This window comes from Pseudomonas sp. P116 (assembly GCF_020149425.1).
GTDB lineage: Bacteria > Pseudomonadota > Gammaproteobacteria > Pseudomonadales > Pseudomonadaceae > Aquipseudomonas > Aquipseudomonas anatoliensis.
This window is the reverse complement of the sequence record NZ_JACVHB010000002.1, coordinates 1-24,939: the sequence shown is the minus strand read 5'-3', so window position 1 is coordinate 24,939 and position 24,939 is coordinate 1. Positions and strand designations below refer to the sequence as shown.

At 58.7% G+C, this 24,939-nt stretch carries 19 protein-coding genes and 1 pseudogene; 8 read left to right on the top strand and 12 right to left on the bottom strand.

All coding sequences use genetic code 11. The features are described from left to right. Nucleotides 1-228 precede the first annotated feature (228 nt). On the top strand, nt 229-1,356 hold the full coding sequence (locus ICA15_RS06540) for an acyl-CoA dehydrogenase family protein (protein WP_210552762.1): 1,128 nt from the start codon (nt 229-231) through the stop codon (nt 1,354-1,356). Between the two features lie 15 nt (nt 1,357-1,371). Next, the gene (locus ICA15_RS06535; RefSeq protein ID WP_150615576.1) at nt 1,372-2,145 is read left to right on the top strand and encodes an enoyl-CoA hydratase; all 774 of its coding nucleotides are present in this window, start codon (nt 1,372-1,374) and stop codon (nt 2,143-2,145) included. A 137-nt stretch (nt 2,146-2,282) separates the two neighbouring features. Here the strand turns inward: ICA15_RS06535 and ICA15_RS06530 are convergent, their stop codons facing one another. From ICA15_RS06530 to ICA15_RS06510, 5 genes are all read right to left on the bottom strand, one after another. After that, nucleotides 2,283-3,434, bottom strand: coding sequence for an acyl-CoA dehydrogenase family protein (locus ICA15_RS06530; RefSeq protein ID WP_150615577.1), 1,152 nt, complete (start codon nt 3,432-3,434; stop codon nt 2,283-2,285). Between the two features lie 3 nt (nt 3,435-3,437). Next, nucleotides 3,438-4,544 carry an enoyl-CoA hydratase/isomerase family protein gene (locus tag ICA15_RS06525; protein ID WP_210552761.1) on the bottom strand — a complete coding sequence of 369 codons (1,107 nt, stop codon included), beginning with the start codon at nt 4,542-4,544 and terminating at the stop codon, nt 3,438-3,440. 247 nt (nt 4,545-4,791) lie between these two features. After that, nucleotides 4,792-5,481: an HPP family protein gene (locus ICA15_RS06520; RefSeq protein ID WP_210552760.1), complete on the bottom strand. Its 690-nt coding sequence runs from the start codon at nt 5,479-5,481 to the stop codon at nt 4,792-4,794. A gap of 155 nt (nt 5,482-5,636) precedes the next feature. Next, on the bottom strand, nt 5,637-6,815 hold the full coding sequence (locus ICA15_RS06515) for an MFS transporter (RefSeq protein ID WP_210552759.1): 1,179 nt from the start codon (nt 6,813-6,815) through the stop codon (nt 5,637-5,639). 195 nt (nt 6,816-7,010) lie between these two features. Then, entirely contained in the window at nt 7,011-8,390 is a 1,380-nt protein-coding gene (locus ICA15_RS06510) for a UDP-glucose dehydrogenase family protein (protein ID WP_210552758.1), read from the bottom strand. Between the two features lie 384 nt (nt 8,391-8,774). Between ICA15_RS06510 and xerC the strand changes: the two genes are divergently transcribed. Beyond that, the gene (gene xerC, locus ICA15_RS06505; RefSeq protein ID WP_224450872.1) at nt 8,775-9,620 is read left to right on the top strand and encodes a tyrosine recombinase XerC; all 846 of its coding nucleotides are present in this window, start codon (nt 8,775-8,777) and stop codon (nt 9,618-9,620) included. Here xerC and ICA15_RS06500 read toward each other — a convergent pair whose 3' ends face one another. From ICA15_RS06500 to ICA15_RS06480, 5 genes are all read right to left on the bottom strand, one after another. Beyond that, nucleotides 9,621-10,172 carry a membrane integrity-associated transporter subunit PqiC gene (locus ICA15_RS06500; protein ID WP_210552757.1) on the bottom strand — a complete coding sequence of 184 codons (552 nt, stop codon included), beginning with the start codon at nt 10,170-10,172 and terminating at the stop codon, nt 9,621-9,623. Nucleotides 10,173-10,188: 16 nt separating this feature from the next. Further along, a complete protein-coding gene (locus ICA15_RS06495) occupies nt 10,189-11,844 on the bottom strand; it encodes an intermembrane transport protein PqiB (protein ID WP_210552756.1) in 1,656 nt (551 codons plus the stop codon). 505 nt (nt 11,845-12,349) lie between these two features. Continuing rightward, nucleotides 12,350-13,651 (bottom strand): NAD(P)/FAD-dependent oxidoreductase, encoded by a 1,302-nt coding sequence (locus ICA15_RS06490; RefSeq protein ID WP_210552755.1) that lies wholly within the window; start codon nt 13,649-13,651, stop codon nt 12,350-12,352. Next, nucleotides 13,648-14,736 (bottom strand): polyamine ABC transporter substrate-binding protein, encoded by a 1,089-nt coding sequence (locus tag ICA15_RS06485; RefSeq protein ID WP_210552754.1) that lies wholly within the window; start codon nt 14,734-14,736, stop codon nt 13,648-13,650. Before ICA15_RS06485 ends, ICA15_RS06490 begins: the two co-directional genes overlap by 4 nt. 170 nt (nt 14,737-14,906) lie before the next feature. Beyond that, nucleotides 14,907-16,265: a glutamine synthetase family protein gene (locus ICA15_RS06480; RefSeq protein WP_150603546.1), complete on the bottom strand. Its 1,359-nt coding sequence runs from the start codon at nt 16,263-16,265 to the stop codon at nt 14,907-14,909. Nucleotides 16,266-16,426: 161 nt separating this feature from the next. Here ICA15_RS06480 and ICA15_RS06475 point away from each other — a divergent pair, with 161 nt between their 5' ends. From ICA15_RS06475 to ICA15_RS06460, 4 genes are all read left to right on the top strand, one after another. Beyond that, nucleotides 16,427-17,335, top strand: a complete 909-nt coding sequence (locus ICA15_RS06475) for a helix-turn-helix domain-containing protein (RefSeq protein WP_210552753.1) — start codon at nt 16,427-16,429, stop codon at nt 17,333-17,335. Nucleotides 17,336-17,419: 84 nt separating this feature from the next. Next, complete coding sequence (locus ICA15_RS06470; RefSeq protein ID WP_210552752.1) at nt 17,420-17,929, top strand: sigma-70 family RNA polymerase sigma factor; 510 nt, start codon at nt 17,420-17,422, stop codon at nt 17,927-17,929. Continuing rightward, nucleotides 17,929-18,876, top strand: a complete 948-nt coding sequence (locus tag ICA15_RS06465) for a FecR domain-containing protein (protein WP_210552751.1) — start codon at nt 17,929-17,931, stop codon at nt 18,874-18,876. The genes ICA15_RS06470 and ICA15_RS06465 overlap by 1 nt, the downstream gene beginning before the upstream one ends. Before the next feature lie 67 nt (nt 18,877-18,943). After that, a complete protein-coding gene (locus tag ICA15_RS06460) occupies nt 18,944-21,346 on the top strand; it encodes a TonB-dependent receptor (RefSeq protein ID WP_210552750.1) in 2,403 nt (800 codons plus the stop codon). On the opposite strand, the gene ICA15_RS06455 is transcribed toward ICA15_RS06460, so the two are convergent. Both ICA15_RS06455 and ICA15_RS06450 read right to left on the bottom strand, forming a co-directional pair. Further along, nucleotides 21,326-22,558 carry an MFS transporter gene (locus ICA15_RS06455; protein ID WP_210552749.1) on the bottom strand — a complete coding sequence of 411 codons (1,233 nt, stop codon included), beginning with the start codon at nt 22,556-22,558 and terminating at the stop codon, nt 21,326-21,328. The two genes, ICA15_RS06460 and ICA15_RS06455, sit on opposite strands and share 21 nt — an antisense overlap. A gap of 52 nt (nt 22,559-22,610) precedes the next feature. Beyond that, a pseudogene (locus ICA15_RS06450) lies at nt 22,611-22,964 on the bottom strand (asparagine synthase-related protein); the annotation flags it as partial. A 144-nt stretch (nt 22,965-23,108) separates the two neighbouring features. On the opposite strand from ICA15_RS06450, the gene ICA15_RS06445 reads away from it, so the two are divergent. Continuing rightward, the gene (locus ICA15_RS06445; protein ID WP_210552747.1) at nt 23,109-23,981 is read left to right on the top strand and encodes a helix-turn-helix transcriptional regulator; all 873 of its coding nucleotides are present in this window, start codon (nt 23,109-23,111) and stop codon (nt 23,979-23,981) included. The last annotated feature ends 958 nt before the right edge of the window (nt 23,982-24,939 follow it).

Here is a 24,939-nt window from a genome sequence, read left to right as displayed (position 1 = left end):
CCGGATTTAAGGACTCACCATGATCCCCAATGAAGACCAACAACATCGGTGGCGGTGAAGCGACGGCCATGGCCGTGGAATGCGTTTACTGACACACACCTTCCCCCTGTAGGAGCTGCCGAAGGCTGCGATCTTTTGACTTTAGTTCGCAAAAAAAAGATCAAAAGATCGCAGCCTGCGGCAGCTCCTACAGGGAATCGTGTGGTAACCCGGATTTAAGGACTCACCATGATCCCCAACGAAGACCAACAACAGATCCGCGACATGGCCCGGCAATTTGCCGAGGAACGGCTGAAACCGTTCGCCGCCGATTGGGATCGCGAGCACCGCTTTCCCAAGGAAGCCATTGGCGAGATGGCTGAACTGGGCTTTTTCGGCATGCTCGTGCCGGAGCAGTGGGGCGGTTGCGACACCGGTTACCTGTCCTATGCCATGGCTTTGGAAGAAATCGCCGCCGGCGACGGTGCCTGCTCGACGATCATGAGCGTGCACAACTCGGTGGGTTGTGTGCCGATCCTCAAGTTCGGCAACGACGACCAGCGTGAACGCTTCCTCAAACCGCTGGCCAGCGGTGCGATGCTCGGTGCGTTCGCCCTGACCGAACCGCAGGCCGGTTCCGACGCCAGCAGCCTGAAGACCCGCGCACGTCTGGAAGGCGATCATTACGTGCTGAACGGCTGCAAACAGTTCATCACCTCCGGGCAGAACGCCGGGATCGTGATCGTCTTTGCGGTGACCGATCCCGGTGCCGGCAAGCGCGGGATCACCGCGTTTATCGTGCCGACCGATTCGCCGGGCTACAAGGTCGCCCGCGTTGAAGACAAGCTCGGCCAGCACGCCTCGGACACTTGCCAGATTCTCTTCGAAGACGTCAAAGTGCCGGTCGCCAACCGGTTGGGCGAGGAGGGCGAAGGTTACAAAATCGCCTTGGCCAACCTCGAAGGTGGCCGCGTTGGTATCGCCTCGCAATCGGTGGGCATGGCCCGCGCAGCATTCGAAGCGGCGCGCGATTACGCCCGTGACCGTGACACCTTCGGCAAGCCGATCATCGAACATCAGGCGGTTGCTTTCCGTCTTGCCGACATGGCCACCCAAATCGCCGTCGCCCGGCAAATGGTGCATTACGCGGCGGCGCTGCGTGACAGCGGTCAACCGGCGCTGGTTGAAGCGTCCATGGCCAAACTGTTTGCATCCGAGATGGCCGAGAAAGTCTGCTCGATGGCCTTGCAGACGCTCGGCGGTTACGGTTATCTCAACGATTTCCCGCTGGAGCGCATTTACCGTGACGTGCGCGTCTGCCAGATCTACGAAGGCACCAGCGATATTCAGCGCATGGTTATTTCGCGCAATCTCTGACAAGGAATTTTATTCATGACGTACGAAACGATTCTCCTGGAAAATCACGGCCGCGTGGGCCTGATCACGCTCAATCGACCGCAGGCGCTCAACGCGCTGAACGCGCAACTGGTCAGCGAAGTGAACCAGGCACTTGATGCGCTGGAAGCGGATGGCAACATCGGTTGCATCGTCATCACCGGCTCAAAAAAGGCTTTCGCTGCCGGCGCCGACATCAAGGAAATGGCCGAGCTGACTTATCCGCAAATCTACATGGACGACCTGTTCAGCGACAGTGATCGCGTGGCCAACCGCCGCAAGCCGATCATCGCCGCGGTCAACGGCTTCGCTCTCGGCGGTGGCTGTGAGCTGGCGTTGATGTGCGACTTTATCCTGGCCGGCGACAACGCCAAATTTGGTCAGCCGGAAATCAACCTCGGCGTGCTGCCGGGCATGGGCGGCACACAACGTTTGACTCGCGCTGTGGGCAAAGCCAAAGCCATGGAAATGTGCCTGAGCGGGCGTTTGATCGACGCGGTTGAGGCCGAACGTTGCGGCATCGTCGCGCGGATCGTGCCGAGTGATGAATTGCTGGACGAAGCGCTGAAGGTCGCCGCGGTGATCGCCAGCAAATCGCTGCCGATTGCGATGATGGTCAAGGAAAGCGTCAACCGTGCGTTTGAGGTCAACCTGACGGAGGGTGTGCGGTTTGAGCGCCGGGTGTTCCATGCGGCGTTTGCGACGCAGGATCAGAAGGAAGGGATGGCAGCGTTTGTGGCCAAGCGGGCGCCTGAGTTCAAGGGTAAGTAATTCGCAAACTTGACTGGCCTCATCGCCAGCTTGCTGGCGATGCTTTTAGAAGATCAAAAGATCGCAGCCTGCGGCAGCTCCTACACGGGAATATGTGTTTCCTTGTAGGAGCTGCCGCAGGCTGCGATCTTTTGCTTTTAAAGCTGGTAGTTCTTCAACTCCCGAGCAATCACCATCCGCTGAATCTCGCTCGACCCTTCATAAATCTGGGTAATCCGCGCATCGCGGTAGTACTTCTCGACCGGATAGTCTTCCAGATAGCCATACCCGCCATGAATCTGAATCGCCGACGAGCAAACCTTCTCGGCCATTTCCGAGGCAAACAGCTTGGCCTGTGAGGCCTCCGACAAACACGGTTTGCCCGCCGTGCGCAAACGCGCCGCATGCAGAATCATCAGCCGTGCCGCGTTCAATTGCATGTGCATGTCGGCCAGCAGATTGGCGATGCTCTGGTGCTCGTTGATCGGCTTGCCGAACTGCACTCGGTCCCGCGAATAAACCAACGCCGCTTCAAACGCCGCACGGGCAATCCCCAACGCTTGCGCGGCAATGCCGATGCGTCCGCCTTCAAGGTTGGACAGGGCAATCGCCAGACCTTTGCCGCGCTCGCCAAGCAGATTGGCCTCGGGAATGCTGCAGTTGTTCAGCGTCACCGCACAGGTGTCGGATGCGCGGATGCCCATTTTGTGTTCGGTGCGATCGACGATGAACCCCGGTGTATCGGTGGGCACCAGAAACGCCGAAATGCCTTTCTTGCCCAGATCCGGGTCAGTCACCGCAAACACGATCGCCAGTTTTGCCCGTTTGCCGTTGCTGACAAATTGCTTGGCGCCGTTGATCACCCACTGGCCATCGCGCAACTCGGCGCGAGTGCGCAGGTTGTGCGCTTCGGAACCGGCCTGCGGCTCAGTCAGGCAGAAGCAGCCGATCACCGCGCCGCTGGCCAGATCCGCCAGCCAGGTCTGTTTCTGCTCGTCGCTGCCGTAATTCATCACCGGGCCGCAACCGACCGAGTTGTGGATGCTCATGAACGCGCCCGTCGCGCCATCGCCGGCGGAAATCTCTTCTACGGCCAGCGCATAAGCGACGTAATCAACGTAAGTGCCGCCCCATTCTTCGGGCACGACCATGCCCAGCAGACCCAACTCGCCCATCTTCGCCACGAGGGCGTCGTCGATCCAGCCAGCCTTTTCCCAGGCTTGCGCATGAGGCGCGATTTCGCCGCGGGCAAAGTCCCGGGCCATGTCGCGGATCATCACTTGTTCTTCAGTCAGTTCGAGATCGTGCATGGCTCAGCTCCCGCTCTCAGCAAAACCGTGGAAGAAACTCGCCACATGCGCAGGGTCCAGCGCGGCGAGGGTCGGCGGGTTCCAGCGCGGTGTCTTGTCTTTGTCGATCAGCAGCGCGCGCACGCCTTCGATCAGGTCACCGCGGGCGAACCACTGACGATCCAGATGCAGTTCGAGGGCGAAGCACTGTTCCAGGCTCAAGTGCCGGCCGCGACGGAGCATTTCCAGGGTAACGGCCGTGGCCAGCGGTGAGCGGGTTTCCAGCAGATCAGCCGTGTTGGTCGCCCATTCATGGCTGTCAGCCACGGTCACGGCACGCAGTTGCTCGACCATGCTTGGCACGTCCGGCAGCGCGAAGAAGTGGTCGATGGCCGGACGCAAGGCTTCAAGCGGCGCATCGGGCAGGGTTTGCACGCCGTGTTTGGCCAACAGGTTTTGCAGCGACTTGAGTGGCGTGTCCTGCCATTCCATCTGATCGAGTTTTTCATCGAGGATGGCCAGTTTGCTGCTGTCCAGATACCAGTCAGCGAGCCCGCAATACAACGCATCGGCAGCGCGGATCTGCACGCCGCTGACGCCCAGGTAGATCCCCAGCTCGCCGGGAATGCGCGGCAGGAAATAGCTGCCGCCGACGTCCGGGAAATAACCGATGGCCACTTCCGGCATTGCCAGTCGGCTCTTTTCGGTGACCACGCGCAGATCGGCGCCTTGCACCAGGCCCATGCCGCCACCGAGGACAAATCCGTCCATCAGGGCCAGCACCGGTTTGCGGTAATGGTGAATCGTCAGGTCGAGGGCGTATTCCTCGACGAAGAAATCTTCGTGCAGCGTGTCGCCGCTCTTGAAACTGTCGTAAAGCGAACGAATGTCGCCACCGGCGCAGAAGGCTTTGTCACCGGCACCGCGCAGCACAACGGCGTGCACATCGGCGTCGCTCGCCCAAGCGTCGAGCTGCTGTTGCAGCAGGCGAACCATGTCGAGGGTAATGGCGTTGAGGCCGGCGGGGCGGTTAAGGGTCAGGTGACCGATGTGGTTGCGAACCTCGGCCAGCACTTCGTTTTGCGTGGCATCCATGGACAGAGTCCGCGGGGATGAAGCCTGAGCAGTCATCACTAACTCCCTGCTTTTATTGTCTTTATTCGAGAAGCTCGCACGCGAGCGTTAACGGATCGTAACAGTGCAAATTTGCCGTGTACAACGGGGATATCTGCAGGGGCTGTGTGCGTTTTTACATCAGGTGATGGAATGCAGTACCAGTGTAGGAGCTGCCGAAGGCTGCATCTTTTGATCTTGTTTTTTATAATCAAGATCAAAAGATCGTCCGATCGCGGCCCGAGCCTTCGGCAGCTCCTACAGGTTATTGCGTGAACACGTTGCGGATGCTGCGCCGCTTGGCATGCAGTTCACTGGCGTGAATCAGTTGCTCAAGATCTTCAGGCGTGATGTCGATGAACGCCTCCATGTCGGCCAGCGCCAGTTTCAGGTCTTCAGCCGTAATCGCCTGGCTGTCGACCGGTGCAACCACGGGCGCAGGTTCGGCGGGGCGTTTCGGGTAACGAATGCGCGTCAGGTTGTTGTAGGCCAAGGCACTGGCCAACATGCACGCAGCCCCCAGCATCACTGGCTCCATGGCTTTCCAGTCCAGGGCGATGGTTGCCGGGTCGGCCAGCACCAGAGTCAGTGCCAACGCGCCGGCCGGTGGGTGCAGGCAGCGCAACCAGCACATCAGAATCAACGCCATGCCCGCCGCCAGGCACGCGCTACCGAGTGTTCGGCCGAGCACATGGGCGACCAGCAGCGCTACGACGCCGGCACACAGATAGCCGCCCAGAATCGACCAAGGCTGGGCGAGGGCGCCGGACGATACGGCGAACAGCAGCACCGCCGACGCGCCCAACGGGCCGATCAGGTGATAAGCCACTTCATGCCCGAAGACCTGGGCGCACAACCACACGCTGAACAGCGTCCCCAGTGCCATGCCGATAGCGGCGCGGCTCCATTCGGTCGGTCGGGTGTTGATGGCGGCGGGTAACCAGCGAGCGAGCATGTAAAACCGATCCTTGCAAAAATCCGGGCAAAAAAAAGGACTTGCCCGGTAAATCCGGTAAGCCCTCGAAGTGTTCCAACATTGGGGGAGGAACGCGCACAGTGTGCCGTTCATTCTCGATGCTGACAAATTCATATTAATGCAGTTTGAGTGCATTACTTTTGCATTGAAGCGACCCTGCGCCCACTGACAAAACACAGATAACCACCCAATCCCGCCAGAATACTCAGCGCATAAAACATGCTCGGCGCCGGCGTGTGCATCAGCAGAAACCCACACATTACCGGACTTAGAGCACCGCCCAGTGCCGCGAGATTCTGTGCGCCGTAGTAGCTGCCGCGCAGTTCTTCCGGGGCCAGGGTATCGACGAAGAGGAAATCCGCCGGGTAGATGATCATCTCGCCCAAGGTGAAAATGAACATTGCCACGCACCAGCCGATGAGGCTGTCGGCGAAACTGAAGCCGATCAACCCGACGATGAACAGCGCGGTGCCCCCGGCAATCCAGTACCGCAGGTGTTCACGTTTGAGGAAGCGGCCAATCTGGTATTGCAGCAGGATAACCGTGATCGCGTTGCAGGCGAGCAGGGCGGCCATGGTGTCGAGGGTCTGTTGCTGAGTGTGCGTCACCAGCAGGTACTGCGACAGGTACAAAGTGAATCGCCCGTGCACCAACGTGCTGAGCAGGCAGCCGAGAGTGAACAGGACCATCGTGCGGTCGTTTTTCAGAATGATCAGGGTATTCAGAAAGCTTTGCGGCTGGCCGAGCGGCGATATCGGGTTCACCTCCCTGGCGGCGCCGAGCAGCAGGAACACGCTGCCACACGCAATCGCCCCGGCGACGATAAAAGGCGCGGCAGGCTGGATGCCGGCAATCACCACGCCAATCATCGGGCCGACGGCGTAACCGATGTTGGTCAGCGTGTAGGTCAGGGAAAACGCCTTGACCCGCTGGCCGACGGGCAGGTTCTCGCTGAGGATCGCCTTGGAGCAGATCAGGAACAGCGCCGAGGCGGTTTCGCTGATGATCAGCACCAGCGTGACCAGGTACAGATTCTGCGCGAAGGTCAGCAGCATCAGGCCGATACCGCTCGACAGCATGGTCAGAATCAGCAACTGGCGCTTGTTCAGCCGATCAATGATGTAGCCCCCATAAAGCGACAGCAGTGTGGCGCTGAACACCGCAATGCCCAGCAGCAGCCCGACGTCCTGTGGGTTGAGGCCAAGTTTGTTGCTGAGAAACAAGGTCAGCAATGGGCTGATCAGGGCACGGCTGATGACGACTGTCAGCGAGCTGATCATCAGCCGGCGGATCAGGGGAGAGTAGGTGGCCACGAAGAGGTCAATGTCCTTATTTCAAATGCACAGGCGGGCGTCGCCATCCTCACCGGGTCTCAGTCACCGGTCAACCTGACACAACAAAATCCCCTATGTAGGAGCTGCCGAAGGCTGCGATCTTTAACAATCAAGATCAAAAGATCGCAGCCTTCGGCAGCTCCTACATGGGGCCTCGTGTTCGCAATAAACCGCTCAGGCGACGTCGGACGCATGGGGCCATTGTTGTAGCGGGATCGGCAATTTGCGCGACTCGCCACGGCCCATCGGGAAGTACTGGAAGCCGTTACGCGCCAGCCGCTCGGCGTCGTACAGATTGCGACCGTCGAAGATCACCGGGGTGTTGAGGCGCTGCTTGATGAGGTCGAAATCCGGCGCCTTGAACTGCTGCCATTCGGTGCAGATGATCAATGCGTCGGTGCCGGGCAATGTTGACTCCGGTGTGCCCATCAACATCAGCTTCGACTCGTCCGGGTAGAGATTCTGGGTTTGCTGCATGGCTTCCGGGTCGAACGCGCGGACGCTGGCGCCGGCGGCCCAGAGTTCTTCCAGCAAGACCCGGCTCGGTGCATCGCGCATGTCGTCGGTGTTGGGTTTGAAGGCCAGGCCCCACAGGGCGAAGGTCTTGCCGCGCAGTTCGCCTCGGTAGAACGCATTGATGCGCTCGAACAGTTTGTGCTTCTGCCGCTGGTTGATCGCTTCGACTGCTTGCAGCAAGTCGCTGGAGCAGTGCGCCTGTTCGGCACTGTGGATCAAGGCGCGCATGTCCTTGGGAAAGCACGAACCGCCATAACCACAACCCGGATAGATAAAGTGGTAGCCGATGCGCGTATCGGCGCCGATACCCTGGCGCACCGATTCGATGTCGGCACCCAAGTGTTCGGCCAGTTCGGCGATCTGGTTGATGAAGCTGATCTTGGTCGCGAGCATGCAGTTGGCGGCGTACTTGGTCAGCTCGGCGCTGCGCAGGTCCATGAACATGATGCGGTCATGGTTGCGGTTGAAGGGCGCGTACAGATCGCGCATCACATCACGCACCTCATCGCCCTCGCAGCCGATGACGATGCGGTCCGGGCGGCGGCAGTCGGCAACGGCGGAGCCTTCCTTGAGAAATTCCGGGTTGGAGACGATATCGAAATGCAGCAACCGACCCACTTTGATCAAGGCCTTTTCGATGTGAGTGCGCAAGGTGTCGCCAGTGCCCACCGGCACCGTGGATTTCTCCACCAGAATCAGCGGTTGCTCACGGTGACGGGCAATCGCATCGCCGACCGAGAGCACGTAGCGCAAATCGGCCGAGCCGTCTTCACGGGACGGCGTGCCCACCGCAATGAACGCCACCCGACCATGCTGCACGGCGAGTTTTTCATCGGTGGTGAACAACAGGCGTTTCGCATCCAGCCCCTCGCGCACCAGGCTGGCCAGCCCCGGTTCGAAGATGCTGACGTGGCCCTGACTCAGCAAGTCGACCTTGTTCTGGTCGACGTCCATACACACCACGTCATGCCCGACTTCGGCCAGCACAGCCGCTTGCACCAGACCGACGTAACCGCTGCCAAATACCGTGATTTTCATGAAGCACTCCTGAATGCGGACGCGCGAGCCAGATGAGTGTTGATCGGTTGATGACCGCGATCAGGGTAGACAGGCGCATGTTTCAATTCGTCTATCGCGCTTGCAACGTCCGCCCGGTTGTCTGAAAAACACGGAATTTCAAGGGCTTGGAATACCGGCCGGGGAATGCCTGATTGACTTTTAAGCCCTTGGCCGGCAGGTTGTGAGCCTTTTCCGGCAAACGGTTGCATTCAGGTTTTGCCGTTTTTTGTCATGTTGTAATGAACCGTTTTCCATTCAAGGCCGTTTCGTTTGATTGACTTGTCGAGTATTGAATCCACCCCGTCCAACACTAATCCGCTGACGCTTTATCTGGCACGTCTGGCGCCTTCCAGCCAGTTGACCATGCGCTACGTTTTGCAGGATGCCGCCGACCGCCTCGGATTCGAAGAAGTGAATATCGAGGAAATCCCTTGGCATGCCCTGCAACCGGAGGATGTGGTGGCATTGGTCGCCGCATTGCGCTCCGACGGTTATGCGCCCAACACCTCTTCGCTGTATGTAAATGCCGTACGCGGGGTGATGAACGAAGCCTGGCGCATGAGCCTGATCAGCCAGGATCATTTGTTGAAGATGCGTTCGGTCAAGGGCATCGCCGGCACGCGGTTGTCGCAGGGCCGCAACCTCAAGCGCACGCTGATTCATGAATTGATGGAAGTCTGCGCCGCCGATCCACGTCCGCAGGGGCTGCGTGACGCCGCAGTGATTGCGCTGCTGTACGGCACCGGCATGCGCAAATCCGAGTCGGTGGATCTGGATTTGAATCAGGTCGATTTCACTGAGCGCAGCCTGACCGTCATCGGCAAGGGCAACAAGCAACTGATCAAGTATGCCCCGGCGTGGGCGTTCGCCAAGCTCGATGCGTGGCTGAAACTGCGTAGATCACAGCTCAAGGAAGGTGAAAGCGATGACGGGTTTCTGTTCAATCGCATCCGTCGCGGCAGCCACATCACCCGCGAGCGCATCACCAAACACGCGATCTATTACATCGCCCGTCAGCGCGGCACGCAGGTCGGGGTGAAGATCATGCCCCACGATTTCCGGCGTTCGTTCATCACCCGGGTGATCGAAGAGCATGATCTGTCGATTGCGCAGAAGCTTGCGCATCACAGCAACATCCAGACCACCGCCAACTACGATGTGCGTGACGACAACGAGCGGCGGCGGGCGGTGGATCGCTTCGATCTCTGATCAGGAGGAGGGTGGGCAACCGCGCGACCCACTGGCGGCCTGAGTGATTTGCGCGGCAAGACGCTTGACGTTGTTTTGCTGCGCCGTCACCAGTTCGTCGATGCTTGGCCCGGAAGGCGTTTGCAGGACGGAACGGCAGGTCAGCAGTGCGCTGTCAGCCGCGCCGAGTGGCCGCAAACGCCATTTGACGTCGATCAAGCCGTACTGGCCGGGGATCGAATCGAAGCGCTGCACGTCGACGCGCACCGAGAGTTTCTGCTGGCCGCTGGCGCTGCTCAACTGGTCGACCAAGGCACTGCGCAATTCATCCGCGAGCGTCGCGCCCCACCAATCAGTCTCCAGTATCGCCAGGCCACTGTTGCCCTGGCGGATGACGATTTGTGCGCGATCGACCTGCGGCGGCACGGTGACGCCTTCAATGGCGATCTCCGATCCGCTTCGGCCAGAACCCGGTTGTGCCGGTACCAGCGTGTGAAAGCTGATCGGATCGCTACGACAAGCGCCAAGCAGCATCAATGCAGCGAGCACGGTGATCTTCAACGGTAAAGCCATGGTTCAGCTCCTGTGCTCAATTACGTGGCGGTCCTTTCAGGTCCATCGGCCCGGCGTTTTCGGGACGACCGCGAATCAACGATTCCGGATGACGACCCAGGTAATCCGAGAACTCACGCAGGGAGCGCGACATGCGAGAGAGCTCGTCGAGGGTCTCATTGATTTTTTCCCGCTGCGGTGAATCATCGGCCAGCGTGGAGTTGGCGGACTGCAGGGTTTTGCTGACATCGGCGAGGGTGCTCTGTACGCCCGGCAAGGTTTTCGCATTGAACTGGGTCAGGCCTTTGCGCAACTCGACCAGGTTGCCATCGAGGTTGTTGGCGATCCGTTCCACCGGCAGTTTGTTGATTTTGTCGACCATCGCTTCGAGTTTTTCCTGCAACTGTTCGAGACTGCCGGGCACGGTCGGTATGACCACGGGACGAGCCGTCGGATCGAAGGCGACTTTTTCGGCTTTAGGGAAGAAGTCCAGCGCCACATACAGTTGGCCCGTGAGCAGGTTGCCGCTGCGGGCCTGGGCGCGCAGGCCGTTGTCGATAAAAGTGCCCATCAGGCGTATGCCGGCGGCTTCGTCGTTGGGGTCGTGCTTGAAGGCCGTGAGCATTTTGCTGTAGGCCTGACCGAGGCGCTGCGGGTAAATGACGATGCCGACGTTCAGAGGGAAGCTGCGTTTTTTCGCGTCGAAATCCAGATTGATCCCCACCACCCGGCCAATCTCCATGCCGAGGAACTCCACCGGTGCGCCCACTTTCAGCCCACGCAGGGCCTGGTCGAAGCGCAAGCTCAGGTATTGCGCTTTGCCGTTGGGTGGGGCGAGGGCGGTCAACTGGTCTTCGAACAGCTCGAAATCTTTGTCATCGGCCGCAGCGACATCGTTGGGGCTGTAATCCGGCGCCCGGAAGGCAATGCCGCCGACCAGCATCGACGACAACGATTCGGTCTTGACCTGGAAGCCGTTGGCGCCAACGCTGACGTCTATGCCGCTGGCGTTCCAGAAGCGGGTGTTTTCAGTGACGAAGGCATCGTTGGGCGAATGAATGAAGATTTCGATGTCGACGCCTTTGCCGTCCTTGCTGAGGGTGTAGGCGACCACTTGGCCCACCGGAATCTTGCGGTAGTAAACCGGCGAACCGATGTCCAGCGAACCGAGATCCTGGGTGTGCAGCATGAAGCGCTTGCCCGGCTCGCCGTAGGTGATGGGCGGCGGGTTCTCCAACCCCTTGAACTGCTTGGCGCGGTTATTGGCCTGGCCGATGTCGGCGCCGATGTAGTCGCCGGAGAGCAGGGTGTCGATGCCGGACACGCCGCCAGCGCCAATGCGCGGGCGTACCACCCAGTACTGCGAGTCTTCGCGGGTAAAGCTTTCGGCCTGCTTGGCCAGTTTGATGGTGGCGTTGACGCTTTTCTGGTCATCGCTCAACTCGACATCGGTGACCTGGCCGATGACTACGTTGCGATATTTGACCTCGGTCTTGTTCGCCACCAGCCCGCTGCCGGTCTTGAAGTTGATGACGATGGTCGGCCCTTCCTGCATCAGGTTGTGCACGACCAGCGAAATACCCACCAGCACCGCGACAATCGGCACGATCCATACCAGCGATATGCTGAAGCGTCGGGTTTTTATGGGGGCCTGGCCTGGTGCTCGTGGCTCGTCGATGGCTGACGACTTCATCCGTGTCCTCCTCTGATAATTGGGCACTGAGCGTCAGGAACGCAAAAGCACTTCATCAATATAGAAGTGCTTGGCGATAGAGCAAATGTGTCTAGCAGTCGGGCGCCATGAATAATGATCGGCAGATGAAATGCGCTCGCCAACCCCTGTAGGAGCTGTCGAGTAAAACGAGGCTGCGATCTTTTGATCTTCATTCAAATCAAAATCAAAAGATCGCAGCCTTCGGCAGCTCCTACAGGGGATCGTGCATGTGCCAGTGTGGTGGGGTGGCGGTGTAGGAGCTGTCGAGTGGAACGAGGCTGCGATCTTTTGATCCTCTTGCAGATCAAGATCAAAAGATCGCAGCCTTCGGCAGCTCCTACAGGGGATCGTGCATGTGCCAGTGTGGTGGGGTGGCGGTGTAGGAGCTGTCGAGTGAAACGAGGCTGCGATCCTTTGATCTTCACGCAGATCAAGATCAAAAGATCGCAGCCTGCGGCAGCTCCTACAGGGGGCTTGCGTGGGGTTAGCCCATAAGTTCGCGCAGGCGATACCAGAACATGCCCAGTGCCAGCAGCGGCGAACGCAGGGCCGGGCCGCCGGGGAAGGTCATGTGTGGCACGCCGCTGAACACGTCCATGCCCTGACTGTGGCCCGCATCAATCGCCTCGCCGAGCAGCTTGGCGCACCAGTGGGTGACGTTCAGGCCATGGCCGGAGTAACCCTGGGCGTAGAACACATTCGGATGCTGCTTGAGGCGCCCGACCTGAGGAAAACGGTTGGCGGTGATGCCGATCTTGCCGCCCCACTGATATTCGATGCGCACGTCGGCCAGTTGCGGGAAGACCTTGAGCATCTTCGGGCGCATATAGGCGGCGATGTCTGCCGGATCTCGCCCGGAGTAATGGCAGGCACCGCCGAACAACAAGCGCCGGTCCGCCGAGAGCCGGTAGTAATCGAGTCCGACCTTCTGATCACACAGGGCCAGATTGTGCGGGATCAGTTGCGCGGCGCGCTCCTTTGATAACGGCTCGGTGGCAATGATGTAGCTACCGGCGGGCAGTACTTTGCCGCTGAGCTGAGGTTCGAGTTCATCCAGATGCGCGTTGCAACCAAGTACCAGGCTGCCGGCACGCACAGTGCCAGTGGCGCAACGCACCTGAGCCGTCGGGCCATGGATGATTTCCAGTACCGGGCTCTGCTCGAATATTTTCACGCGAAGTGATGCCGCCAGTCGCGCTTCGCCTTGCACCAGATCCAGTGGATGTAGATGGCCCGAGCCTATGTCGATCAGACCGCCCGCATAACCTTCGGCATTCACCACTTGCCGGCGAATCTGTTCGGGGCCGACCAGTCGGGTTTCATGGGCATAACCGAGTTCGGCGAGACTGACTTGTTCGTCCTTGAACGCGGCAAATTGCGCCGGCGTATTCGCCAGTTCACAGAAACCCCAACGCAGATCGCATTCGATGCCGTTGTCTGTAATGCGCTGGCGCACCAGGTCCACCGAATCGATCCCGGCGCGCTGTAAATAGCGCACACCTTCCTGACCCACATACTTGGCGAAACCTTCGACCTCGTGGCCAATTCCGCGGATCAACTGGCCGCCATTGCGGCCGCTGGCGCCCCAGCCAATGCGCCGCGCCTCGATCAACACCACCGACAGGCCGCGCTGAGCCAGCTCGATGGCGGTGTTGACCCCGGTGAACCCGCCGCCGATCACGCAGACATCGACGCTCAGATCGCCGTCCAGGACAGGGTAGGGTGTGGTCGCCCGAGCCGAGGCTGCGTAGTAGGAGCGGGCGTGTTCGTGGCTGTGCTGATTCATTTGTTCGACTTCACTTTGCTCCAGGAACGGGTCATCAAACGCATGATCGCCTGGGGCGGGGTAGAGGAGATGTAGAGCTTGTCGAGCACCGCTTGAGACGGATACACCTCAGGGTTGTTGACCAGCTCCTGATCCATGTACTGCTTGGCGGCCGGGTTCGGGTTGGCATAACCGACCGAACCGCTGACCTTGGCGATCACTTGCGGATCGAGCAGGTAATTGATGAACGCGTGGGCTTCCTTGGTATTACCGGCGTCGGCCGGAATCGCCAAAAGGTCGAACCACAAGTTGGCGCCTTCTTTCGGGATCGCATAGGCGATGTTCACGCCGTTCTTGGCTTCCTTGGCGCGGTTGGCCGCCTGGAACACGTCGCCGGAATAACCGAACGCCACGCAGATGTCGCCATTGGCCAGGTCCGACACGTATTTCGACGAGTGGAAGTAGGTGATGTACGGGCGAATACTCAGCAGTTTGGCTTCGGCCTTCTTATAGTCTTCGGGATTCTCGCTGCGCGGGTCCAGGCCCATGTAGTTGAGGATGGCCGGGAACACTTCGTCGGCAGAGTCCATCATCGACACGCCGCACTGGCTGAGTTTCTTCAGGTTTTCCGGCTCGAACAGCACGGCCCAGGAATCGATGCGATCGATGCCCAGCACTTGCTTGACCTTGTCGACGTTGTAGCCGATGCCGTTGGTGCCCCACAGGTACGGCACGGAATGCTCGTTGCCCGGGTCGTTTTTCTCCAGCAGTTCGAGCAGTTTCGGGTCGAGGTTTTTCCAGTTGGGCAGTTGCGAGCGATCCAGTTTGAGGAACGCTCCGGCCTTTACCTGGCGGGCGAGGAAATGGTTGGACGGCACCACCACGTCATAACCGGTGCGGCCGGCGAGGAGCTTGCCTTCGAGGGTTTCGTTGGAGTCGAAAACGTCGTAGATCACCTTGATCCCGCTCTGGTTCTGGAAATCGGCGAGGGTGGTTTCACCGATGTAGTCGGTCCAGTTGTAGACGCTGACCTGTGGCTGGGCGTGGGATACGGCGCTGAACAGAACGCTCAGGCTGAGCGGGATCAGGGATTTCAATAGACGCATATCGACACCTCTTTAAATGGTCTTTTTATTGTGTTGGGTAGGTCATGTCTTGCACGGACCCTGTGGGAGCGGGCTTGCCCGCGATGGCGGCGGCACAGGCAACATTGATAGCGAGGCTGCCGGCCTCATCGCGGGCAAGCCCGCTGCCACATGGATTGTGCAGATTTGAATCAGACGCTCATCATCAGGAACTCACGCTCCCACGAGCTGATCACGCGCTTGAAGTTTTCATGCTCGGCACGCTTCACTGCGACATAGCCCCGGACGAACTTGCTGCCAAGATACTCGGCCACGGTGGCGCACTCTTCCATCTGCGTCAGCGCTTCTTCGATGGTGATCGGCAGGCGCAGGTTGCGGCGCTCGTAAGCACGACCTTCGACGCCCGCGCTTGGCTCGACCTTCTCGACCATGCCGAGGTAACCGCACAACAGGCTCGCGGCAATCGCCAGATACGGGTTGGCATCGGCGCCCGGCAAGCGGTTTTCCACGCGCATCGCCTCAGGGCTGGACGTCGGCACACGCAAGCCGACGGTGCGGTTTTCTTCGCCCCATTCGACGTTCACTGGCGCCGACGTGTCCGGCAGGAAGCGGCGGAACGAGTTGACGTTGGGCGCAAACATCGGCAGGACTTTCGGGATGTACTTCTGCAAACCGCCGATGTAATGCAGGAACAGTTCGCTCATCTGCCCATCAGCGGTGGCGAAGATCGGTTTGCCGGTGGCGATTTCCACCACGCTCTGGTGAATGTGCATGGCGCTGCCCGGCTCGTCGCCCACAGGCTTGGCCATGAACGTCGCCGCGACGTTGTGCTTGAGCGCAGCCTCACGCATGGTGCGTTTGAACACGGTGATCTGGTCGGCCAGATCCAGGGCGTCGCCGTGACGGAAGTTGATTTCCATCTGCGCCGGGCCGTCTTCGTGGATCAGCGTGTCGAGGTCCAGGCCTTGCAGCTCGCACCAGTCGTAGACGTCTTCGAACAGCGGATCGAATTCGTTGGCGGCATCGATGGAAAACGACTGACGGCCACTTTCAGCACGGCCCGAGCGGCCCAGTGGCGCCTTGAGCGGCAAGTCAGGGTCTTCGCAGCGCTGCGTCAGGTAGAACTCCATTTCCGGCGCAACAATCGGCTTCCAGCCTTTATCGGTGTACAGCTGCAAGACTTTCTTCAGCACGTTGCGTGGCGACAGTTCGATCGGGTTGCCGAACTTGTCGAAGGTATCGTGGATGACGATGGCGGTCGGCTCGATCGCCCATGGAATCACGTAGACCGCGTCCGCCACAGGCTTGCAGACCATATCGATGTCAGCCGGGTCGAGCAGGTCGTAGTAGATGTCGTCGTCGACAAAATCCCCGGTTACCGTTTGCAGCAGCACACTTTCCGGCAGGCGCATGCCTCGCTCATGCAGGAACTTGTTGGTCGGTGCGATCTTGCCGCGGGCAATGCCGGTCAGGTCGCTGACCACACATTCGACTTCGGTAATCTTGTGATCTTTCAGCCAAGTGAAGAGCTGATCGAAAGGGGCATTCATAAAGACCTCGTTATTGGTTTTATTGACGCCGGGGAGGGCGGGTTTCATCTTCCGCCCCTTCCCCTGTAGCGCGTTGACGACTATCTTGGGCGAGCCTTGCCGTTCCATCTATCCACTTTAAGCACACCAAAGCGCACCAAAAGAGTGCACAAGGTCACCCCATGACAACGTGTAATTCGCTCCAGGTTCAAGCTTTCAACACCGCCGATGTGGCCGAGCAGGTCCGCGCCACGCCGGGCTGGGTTCAGCATTACCAACAGATGTCGCCGGGCCATTTTGCCGGACAGATTCGCTATCTGGATTTGCAGGGCGTCGAGGTCTACGAAGAGCAGATGAACACCCGGGTCGAGCAAAATTTCAGCGCGCCATCGGGTGCTTTGGCGTTCTGTTTTGATCGCAGTGACAACGCGCTGTATCTGCTCAATGAAGAGAGCCGCAACATCTGGATCACCCCGGAGAACTATCAGGAAATTGCGGTGGTGTTCGGCCCGGAATTCGTTCGCCAGCACGGTCTGGATGTGGCCAGACTCGAAGGCCTGTTCATGACGCCGCTCAATGGCGGGCAGAACGCCTTGTTCAGTCGCTGGTTAAGCTCAATTCTCACGAAGTTGACGCAACCCATTGATCTGATTGAAAAAGAGGTGCTTACTCAGCAGTTGCTTGAGGACTGTTTGTTCATTCTTGATAACGCTCGGGTGCATCTGGATCGCAGCGAATTGCAGCGCCGCACCGAAGAGCGAATGATCATGAAGCGCGTCGCCGAATGGGCGGCGGATTCACCCGAAGAAACGCTCAATCTGCTGGAGCTTTCGCAAGTGGCGGGTGTTCCGCTGCGGCAATTGCAGCAAGCCTTCAAGCACTTCACCGGGATGACGCCGAGCCATTGGTTGCGCTTGCGCCGGTTGAACAGTGCGCACCGCGAGTTGCTCAAGCGCAGGCCGACGGAAACCACGGTGGCCGAGGTCGCGATGCATTGGTCGTTTTGGCACTTGGGGCGGTTTTCCAGTAGCTATCGAGCGCTGTTCAAAGAGTTGCCGAGCGAGACCCTCAAGCGTTCGCGAATGGCCTGACCAACAAAAAAGACCTTTGTCTAAAACGTGAAGTTAATTAGAATCAGTCTCATTTGAATCTAACTTCGCGCAGGGTCTCTTGAGATGATTGAAGCAGCAGCGCCCTCGGAGCAGAACCTGCACGACCTGTACCGGGATCACCGGGGCTGGCTGGAAACCTGGTTGCGTCGCCGCATGGGCAACGCCTGGGATGCGGCTGATCTGAGTCAGGATACCTTCCTGCGCGTGCTGTCCAGTGCGCAACCCCTGATCGATATTCAGGAACCGCGAGCCTATCTGCTGACCGTGGGCAAACGCCTGCTGAGCAACTTCTACACCCGCCGCCAACTCGAAAAAGCCTATCTGCAAGCACTGGCGCAATTGCCGGAGGAGAGCGTGCCTTCGCCAGAGCAGCGCTGGCTGCTGCTGGAAACCCTGCAAGCGCTGGATGAGTTGCTCGATGGTTTGCCGCGAGCAGTGCGCAGGGCATTTTTGTGGAGTCAGCTCGAAGGGCTTGGCTATCGCGAGATTGCCGAGCGCTTGAAGGTTTCTGAACGCACGGTCAAACGCTACATGGCGCAGGCCTACGAGCATTGCTTGCTGGTGGATTTCTGATGCGCGTTGCCCCCAGCGACGAAGCGCGTGAAGTGGCCCGAGCTGCTGCGCAATGGTTGGCGTTGCTGGAGTCGGGCGAGGCCACGGATGATGATCACACGCGCCTGCAACACTGGCGCAGCAGCGATCACCGCCATGAAAATGCCTGGCAGAAGATTCAGCTGTTGCGCCAACGGTTTTCCAGCCTGCCTTCGGCATTGGCCATGGCGACCCTGGATCGCCCGGATCCAGAACGTCGTGCAGCGCTGAAACGCGCACTCGGTCTGGCGGCGCTGGTGCCAGCGGCGTGGCTGATCAGTCGGCAATTGCCGCTGGACGTGTGGCGGGCCGATCTGCACACCGGCATTGGTGAGCGCAGTCAATTACAGTTGGCGGATGGCAGTTCGTTGCAGTTGAACACGGACAGCGCGGTCAATATCGATCTGGTTGCCCGTCAATTGACGCTGGTGCGCGGCGAGATGGCGCTCAAGGTTCCCGGCAACTCAGCCTTGATGATCAATGCTCCTTACGGGCGGATCAGCGTCAGTCGCAGCGAAGTCTGCCTGCGCCTCAGCGAACGTGAATGCCGCGTTTCGGTGGTCAGTGGCGCGGTGCAGTTGCAGCCGCTGCATGGGCCGGCGCTGATGTTGAATCATGGCCAGCAGGTCAGTCTGCAAGCCTCCGGCGCCGGGCCTGTCGCGGCGTTCGACGCCTTGATGCCGGGCTGGCGTGAAGGTGTGTTGATGGCGCAGAACCAGCCGCTGGGTGATTTCCTGCGAGAGCTGAGCCGTTATCGATCCGGGCTATTGCGCTGGGACCCGGCGCTGGAATCTTTGCGCATCACCGGCAGTTTCCGTCTCGACAACACTGATCAAGTCCTTTCATTACTGGCCGCGAGTCTGCCAATCGACGTCCATACGCGCACCCGTTTCTGGGTTTCTCTCGTCCCGCGAAAAAACATTAGCTGAAGGCTGTCCCTTTTTTTCGCCTCGCTGGTCATTTCAGGCAAGTGAACAAAATCGAGAGCTTTTTCCAATGCCCGCAGTATTCCCAAGTCGTTTGCGTCCGTTGTTGCAATTGAGTCTGCTGCTGAGCCTGAGTGCCAGCCCCCTGTTGATGTCGACCAGTTGGGCCGATGGCGCCGAGCGCCGCAGCTATCAAGTACCGGCCGGTAATCTGAGCGCGGCGTTGACGCGTTTTGCCGGTTTGGCCGGGGTCAATCTGTCGGTGGACCCGGCGCTGGTCAGCGGGCGGAACAGTGCAGGGCTGTCGGGTGAATACGGGGTGGAGGAGGGCTTCACCCGGTTGTTGCTGGGCAGTGGTTTGCAATTGCAGCCAGTTGGCGGCAATGCCTACATCCTGGTTCCGGCGGCGGACGGCAGCAGTCTGGAACTGGCGCCGACCTCGATTCTCGGCGCCACCGGTTCGTCAGATGCCGACGTGTTTGCCGGTGGCCAGGTCGCACGACGTGGCTCGCAAGGGCTGTTGGGGTCCAAGGACTTCATGGAAACCCCGTTCAGCATGACCACTTACACCAGTGAGGCGGTCAAGAACCAGCAGGCCCGAACCCTGGGGGACCTTATCGCCAGTGATCCTTCGGTGCGCGCCACCAATCCGGCAGGCGGACGTTACGAGCAATTCACCATCCGCGGCTTCAGTCTGTTCAACAGTGACGTTGCCTATAACGGCCTCTACGGCGTCTTGCCCACCTACACGATCGACATGGAAATGGCCGATCGCGTCGACATCATCAAAGGCCCGAGCCAACTGATCAACGGCATCTCACCTCGGGGCAGTGTGGGCGGCGGGATCAACGTGGTGCCCAAGCACGCTACCGACAAGCCCATCACTTCGTTGACAACCAGTTACGCCTCCAACAATCAGCTTGGCGGTGCAGTGGACGTCGGTCGACGTTTCGGCGAAGACAATCAATTCGGCCTGCGCTTCAACGGCGTCAAACAGTCTGGCGACACTGAATGGGATCACCAGAGTGTCGATCGCGATATGGCTGTGCTGGGCCTGGACTTTCGTGGCGATCGTCTGCGCCTGTCGACCGACATCGGTCATACCGAGCGCGATACTGACGCCCCGCAAGAACGCGTTCAGGTGGCGGCCAATGCCAAGGTTCCAAATGCTAACGACGTGCGCGACAACTACGCGCAGCCCTGGAGCCAGGCGCAAACCAAGGACACCTTTGGCACGGTCAGCGGTGAGTTCGATGTCAGCGATTCGGTGATGGTGTACGGCGGTGTCGGCGCGCGTAAAAGCAACCATGATTTCCTGCGCCATGCCGTTTCCGTCACCAACGACGCTGGCGATTTCAGCGTACAGCCACGGGATTTCACCCGCGACGAGAACGTTCGTACGGCCACGGCGGGCGTACGCAACTGGTTCCATACCGGCCCGGTCAGCCATGAAGTCAACCTGGCGGCCAGCTACTTCTACATGGACTTCGAAAACGGCGGCGCCCGCTATGCGGCAGGGCGCAGCAACCTTTACGACCCGGTGACAACGGCCAAGCCCGGCACACCGACGCGTCAAGATGCCAAGGTCTATACCGAAAACCGCTTCAGCGGCGTGGCGTTGTCCGACACGCTGGGCTTCTTTGATGATCGCCTTTTGCTGACCCTCGGCGCGCGCTGGCAGCGGGTCAAGGTCGACGACTGGAGCGATGACGTGAAGGGCGACACCGCTTACGACGAGGAAAAGATTTCGCCGTCGGGCGGCATTCTGTTCAAGGCAACCGATAAATTGTCGCTGTACGCCAATTACATGGAAGGCCTGAGTCAGGGCAAGATCGCGCCTTCGACCTCGGTGAACGAGGATGAAATCTTCCCGCCGTTCATCAGCCGTCAGGTCGAGGTCGGCGCCAAATACGACGCCGGCGCGTACGCACTGACCGCTGCAGTGTTCCGGATCAAACAGCCAGCCTACGAAACCAACGCCACGACGCGAGTGTTCGGTCCGAACGGTAAACGGCAGAACAATGGGGTGGAGCTGAGTATGTTCGGTGAGCCGCTGAAAGGTTTCCGGCTGCTCGGCGGGGTGATGTATATCGACAGTGAGTTGACCCACACCACCAACGGCACTTTCGATGGCAACCGCGCGCCGGCAACGCCGAAATACAACGTCAACCTGGGCGCTGAGTGGGACGTGCCGACTGTGCAAGGGCTGACGCTGACCGGGCGCGGAATCTATTCCAGTTCGCAGTATCTGGATCAGTCCAACGAGAAGGAGATCGACTCCTGGGAGCGCTTCGACGTAGGCACGCGCTATGCGTTCAAGGTCGATGACAAAAACATTACCTTGCGTGCCAACATCGAGAACGTGATGGATAAACGCTATTGGAGTTCGGCGGGCGCTTCGGACGACAGCGAGCCGGGGCTGACGCTGTCGACGCCGCGGACTTATCTGTTGTCAGCCACTGTGGATTTTTGATCCTGGTCGCGCAGACCGGTCAAGGTGCAAGTGCGTGTTGGTCGCTTGGGCTTTTCTGTTGCGCAGATGCACCAGTTGCAATAAAGCCGCGATAACGGATACCGCGCCTGCACTGATGGCCAATGTCCAGCCCGGCATTTGCAGCAGCAAAATGAAGCCACCTGCTGCGGCGCCCATGGCGCTACCGAGATAGAGCGCTGATTCGTTCAATGCCACGGCAAGATTGCCATCGCCCTGGTGATCACGAGCAGCGATCAGCTCGTTGTTTTGAGGCACCTGCAATGCCCAGCCTACAGCGCCCCACACGGCAATCGGGATCATCGCCAGCCAAGGTGTGATGGCTGCGGCGGCTGGCAGCGCGAACAACGAAACGCTGAGGATGAGCAGAATCAGAAACGTCAGCGTCGGCCCTTTGATGCGATCCACCAACGGCCCGACGAGGAAACTGCCCCCGACACCGCCCAGGCCCCAGACCCAGAGATATGGAGTGATGTTGGCGACACCGCCATAGGCCGGGTCAGCCATCAGCGGAACCACGAATGTATACATGCCAAGACTGGCGACAGCCGCCAACAGCGAAACCAGCAGGATGGTCATCACGTTGCGATCGCCCAGAAGGGCGAGCTTGCGGCTGATGGGCATCGCCGGCCCGGCAGGGATGGCGGGCAACTTGACCAGCAACCCCAGCCAGGAAATCAGCCCCAGAAATGCCACCAGCCACAGTGCCATTTGCCAGCCGAACTGTTCCGCGAGCAACAGACTGACAGGAACCCCAAGTACCGTGCCGCTGGCCATGCCGCCCATGATCACAGCAATCGCCTTGCCCCGCAGTTCGGGCGCGCAAACGGCCGCCGACGCCGCGATGCCGGTAGCCAGATAGACCCCGGCACCGACGCCTGCGACAGCTCGACACACCAGCAGCGCGACAAAGTCTTCGACCAAGGCACTCGCCACGTCGGCCACGACGAACAACGCCAGTGCGACCAGCAGGCCGAACCGTTGCCGTTGCGCCGGCAGCATGGCTACGAACAGTGGCGAGCCGATGCCATAGGCCAGAGTGAATGCAGTTACCAGTTGTGCTGCAACGGCCACTTGCACATTAAACGCTTGCTCGATCATCGGGATCAGGCCCGCGGTGACATAGGACGCCATCCCCAAGGCAAAGGCGCCAATGGCGATGAGGTATACGGGTGCCGGTATTGTTTTGGACATGAGTTACTCCTTGTGCAAAGCAGGGGCGTGACTCCGCAGCCCCAGGTTTTGATCAGATCACCAGATTGACGTCGTACTCGGTGAGCCAGGCGTTGAGTCCCACGGCTAACTCCATGCCCATGCGATCGTACATGGGCGAGTTGTCGCCCAGTTGACGGGCGAGGGTGGTAGTGACTTGCTGGCTGTCGAGCAATGCCCGTACCGGCGCATTCGGATCCGCCATGATTGCAGCAAGGTCGGCCCGCAATACCGCTTCATAGGCAGGATCTTGAGTCGACGGGTACGGGCTCTTCACGCGATCGGAAATCGAAGCGGGGAGCAGGTCGCGTGTTGCGGCGCGCAAGATGCTTTTCTCTCGGCCATCAAACGCCTTGATCTCCCAAGGGATGTTGAACGCGTATTCGACCTTGCTACTCCTTGGCATGAAATCCCGCGATAATCCTTGGCGGGTGTACAGTGACCAGATGTTTCCGGGTCGAGTGAATTCTTTAACATCCTAATAGTTAGTACAATGGCTACTGTTTATAGTGTTACTAGGAGTAACTGGATAATGGAAAGGAATCTGGAAAGAACTCGTCAAGACCTTGCTGAGTTTTTACGCAGCCGACGAGAGCGCATTTCACTGGCAGAAGCGGGGTTGCCACCTACGGGAAGACGCCGAACTCCGGGGCTGCGTCGCGAGGAAGTAGCCGCGTTGGCGGGTGTTGGATTGTCATGGTACACATGGCTTGAACAGGGGCGTGATATTGGCGTCTCACCTGCATTTCTGGACAATTTGTGTCGGGTTCTCAAACTTGATGCTGTTGAGCGCCGGCACCTTTATCTACTTTCCCACCAGCGTCCACCAGCCGAGCAGGGCAAAACATGGTGCGTCGTTCCGCAGATCGTCCACCGTTTGATGGCAGATCTCCCTCTGCGGCCTGCTTATGTTTTGAACTTGCGCTGGGATGTTCTGGCCTGGAATCCCGCGGCTGACAAGATCTTCAGGTTTTCAGAAAAAGCGCCCGAGCAGCGCAACATGTTATCGATGTTGTTTACCGACGAACACATGAAGTCGCTTTTCCGCCCGTGGGACGACCAAGCGATCCAGATGCTGTCCAGCTTTCGTCGGGATTACGTTCACGCGTCGAATGAAAGTGATGTTGCTTCACTGGTACGTGACCTTGAAAGCGCTAGTCCGGAGTTCAAGGAGTGGTGGTCTAGGCAAGACATCCATGGACTCTGCCAAGGCATACGACATCTGGCGATTGAGTCATTCGGCAATGTCACGTTAGAGCACACGACGTTAACCATCGACGTGGAAAGGCACTTGCGCCTGGTGTACTTCGCGCCTGTGGAACATAAAATGGCATTGTTTGAATTTGAGAAATGGCTGGGGCAGGGTGTGACTGGAGCTAAATGTGATCAATTTGTGATTTCTTAGTTTTTGATATCGCAGTATGGCGTTTATATATAACTACACTAAATGGTCGTTTAGTCGAATTATCAATGAGTTAGCGGCATACATTAGTGTGACCGCTGCTTTCGCGAAGTTGCGGTACAAAAAAGGAAGTCGATGATCGTTTCGCCTGCTTGCGCCGAATTTGAAGTACAAATCTGTAGCAGAGGATGGGCACAGCAAGTGTTCCTCTCGAACAGCCGCAGTTCTGCATGAGAATTACGTAAAGTTTTGGGTTCGTCATGATGAACAATGCCATTCACCAGGCCTTCCTGCTTACATAGGATTGGCTCGAGGCTCGACACCTAATGCCTGAAACTCGAGGAATCGGAGATCAGCGCGCCAAGCGCAAGGTATGTACTGGCACACCTTGCGCACCTGCATGTAAATCAGCCAGCGATTGGAGCCGCCTGAAATCTACGCACCAACTCCATGTTGAACGCTGTAGATTTCATAGCGTGACGTGCTTGAAGACGGGGTTGTGACGTGAAAAATGCCATGCTTGATTTACACGACAACTTCACATTTTTCCCATGATGACTTCTGAAAACTGCCGAGGTGGAAACACCTAGCAGAGAAGCTAAGCTTAGAAGTATCGGCTCAGGGCTGATTTTTGAGGAGCGAAGCACGACTTTGTCGTTTCGCATTTAAATAACTTTTCACGTTAAATTTCCAAAATGCTCTGAATCCCTAGCGCGTAGCGATCGATAAGGCAATGATCTTTAAAAGTTTTTCAGTTTCAAATGCCTTTTCCATTTTTAAGTAATCTCGACACCTATGGGTAGTCGGGCCAATCCGGTAATACTTTGTTACGTGTAATGAGGCCGACGTTATGGTAGCGAAGCCGCCCGAACGGGCAGAATCCGACGCCGGGAAAATCGCGAAGCCCCGGCGAGGATTTAGCCATAACGTCTATTATGCGAGGCCTTTTTTTCGCTGTACT

Bases quoted from the DNA above. Each gene is read 5' to 3' on its own strand.
- ICA15_RS06540 (WP_210552762.1), top strand. From the start codon at position 229: ATGATCCCCAACGAAGACCAACAACAGATCCGCGACATGGCCCGGCAA.
- ICA15_RS06535 (WP_150615576.1), top strand. From the start codon at position 1,372: ATGACGTACGAAACGATTCTCCTGGAAAATCACGGCCGCGTGGGCCTG.
- ICA15_RS06530 (WP_150615577.1), bottom strand. From the start codon at position 3,434: ATGCACGATCTCGAACTGACTGAAGAACAAGTGATGATCCGCGACATG.
- ICA15_RS06525 (WP_210552761.1), bottom strand. From the start codon at position 4,544: ATGACTGCTCAGGCTTCATCCCCGCGGACTCTGTCCATGGATGCCACG.
- ICA15_RS06520 (WP_210552760.1), bottom strand. From the start codon at position 5,481: ATGCTCGCTCGCTGGTTACCCGCCGCCATCAACACCCGACCGACCGAA.
- ICA15_RS06510 (WP_210552758.1), bottom strand. From the start codon at position 8,390: ATGAAAATCACGGTATTTGGCAGCGGTTACGTCGGTCTGGTGCAAGCG.
- xerC (WP_224450872.1), top strand. From the start codon at position 8,775: ATGCGCTACGTTTTGCAGGATGCCGCCGACCGCCTCGGATTCGAAGAA.
- ICA15_RS06500 (WP_210552757.1), bottom strand. From the start codon at position 10,172: ATGGCTTTACCGTTGAAGATCACCGTGCTCGCTGCATTGATGCTGCTT.
- ICA15_RS06495 (WP_210552756.1), bottom strand. From the start codon at position 11,844: ATGAAGTCGTCAGCCATCGACGAGCCACGAGCACCAGGCCAGGCCCCC.
- ICA15_RS06490 (WP_210552755.1), bottom strand. From the start codon at position 13,651: ATGAATCAGCACAGCCACGAACACGCCCGCTCCTACTACGCAGCCTCG.
- ICA15_RS06485 (WP_210552754.1), bottom strand. From the start codon at position 14,736: ATGCGTCTATTGAAATCCCTGATCCCGCTCAGCCTGAGCGTTCTGTTC.
- ICA15_RS06480 (WP_150603546.1), bottom strand. From the start codon at position 16,265: ATGAATGCCCCTTTCGATCAGCTCTTCACTTGGCTGAAAGATCACAAG.
- ICA15_RS06475 (WP_210552753.1), top strand. From the start codon at position 16,427: ATGACAACGTGTAATTCGCTCCAGGTTCAAGCTTTCAACACCGCCGAT.
- ICA15_RS06470 (WP_210552752.1), top strand. From the start codon at position 17,420: ATGATTGAAGCAGCAGCGCCCTCGGAGCAGAACCTGCACGACCTGTAC.
- ICA15_RS06465 (WP_210552751.1), top strand. From the start codon at position 17,929: ATGCGCGTTGCCCCCAGCGACGAAGCGCGTGAAGTGGCCCGAGCTGCT.
- ICA15_RS06460 (WP_210552750.1), top strand. From the start codon at position 18,944: ATGCCCGCAGTATTCCCAAGTCGTTTGCGTCCGTTGTTGCAATTGAGT.
- ICA15_RS06455 (WP_210552749.1), bottom strand. From the start codon at position 22,558: ATGTCCAAAACAATACCGGCACCCGTATACCTCATCGCCATTGGCGCC.
- ICA15_RS06445 (WP_210552747.1), top strand. From the start codon at position 23,109: ATGGAAAGGAATCTGGAAAGAACTCGTCAAGACCTTGCTGAGTTTTTA.